Source organism: Acinetobacter sp. YH12233 (assembly GCF_013417725.1).
In the GTDB taxonomy this organism is placed as follows: domain Bacteria; phylum Pseudomonadota; class Gammaproteobacteria; order Pseudomonadales; family Moraxellaceae; genus Acinetobacter.
In genome coordinates this window covers 1-1,238 of sequence record NZ_VPDK01000086.1, presented here as the reverse complement: position 1 = coordinate 1,238, position 1,238 = coordinate 1, and the positions used below count along the sequence as shown (strand labels likewise).

The following is a 1,238-nucleotide window of genomic DNA, read 5'->3' as shown; positions in this document are numbered from 1 at the left end:
TGATCCTAGACAGTATCGTGGACAACCAGCCCCTCTAAACTTTTAATATATTTCTGTTCAAAGGCTTCTGGACTTAACCAGCCGTTTGCAGAATGTCTTCTGACTCGATTGTAATAAATTTCAATATAGTCAAACAAGACAGCATTCGCTTCTTTTCGAGTCGAAAACACACTGCCATGTACCACATGACCTTTTAATGTATGAAAGAAGCTTTCAGTCACTGCATTATCCCAACAGTTTCCACGTCTAGACATACTCTGAGTACAATCATTTTTCAGTAACAGCGCTCTAAAATCACGACTACAGTACTGTGAGCCTTGGTCCGAATGAACCATAACACCAGTTGGATAACCCTGACGAGCCATTGCATAGTTAAACGTATCACACACCAACTGGCGGTCTATTCGATGGCTGGTTTGCCACCCCACGATACGACGGCTAAATAAATCTAGCATCACACATAAATACAACCAACCTTCTTTAGTGCGGATATAGGTAATGTCTGTTGTCCAGACTTTATTAGGCTGAGTAGCTGTAAATTGGCGATCCAACAAGTTGGGTGCTGTAGGCAAACGATGGGTTGAATCAGTCGTATGCTTGTATTTACGTGCAATCCTGCTACGTAAACCAAGCTTTTTTAGGATCCTTCCAATAGTACGTTCGCTCATGTTGTAACCTAAATCATGCATGTCATGTACTAATGAAGGTGCACCCAATCGTGCATGATGCTGCCAATATACGGCTTTTAAGTCATTATATTTCTGTGCCGTATTGGCTTGATGTTTTCGCCAGGTATAATAGCCTGAAGTGCTGACACCCAGGCATTTACAGGCAGAAGATACGGTGACTTCATTCATATCTAGATCTTGAATTACCGTGTACTTTTCTTGGCATGATCTGTTAGAAAGTACACATGCGCTTTTTTTAAGATGTCATTGGCTTCCTTGAGCTGTTTGACTTCTTTCTCTAATTCCACGATCCGCTGTTGTTCTGGTGAAAGTTGACGTTTGCTTGAACCTGCCGGATTGGTTTCACGAATCCATTTATCTAATGTTGAATAACCCACACCTAATTTCTGGGCGATTGCAGCTACAGACTCGTGTGAGTTTGAAAGTGCATAATCAATCGCTTGCTGTTTAAATTCGGGACTAAAACGTTTAGCCATTTCTTGAATCTCCAAAGATTAAAGTTACGTTATCTTTAGAGGCACGTGCTGTCCATTATTTTGTCTAGGATCA

At 41.2% G+C, this 1,238-nt stretch carries 1 protein-coding gene; it reads right to left on the bottom strand.

The window, feature by feature from the left end:
• Positions 1–5 precede the first annotated feature (5 nt).
• Positions 6–1,165 (bottom strand): IS3 family transposase gene (locus FTV12_RS16345; RefSeq protein WP_179993407.1). Its coding sequence is split into 2 segments (ribosomal slippage): positions 6–931 and positions 931–1,165, totalling 1,161 coding nucleotides; the frame shifts between segments, so codons are not numbered across the junction.
• Between the last annotated feature and the right edge of the window lie 73 nt (positions 1,166–1,238).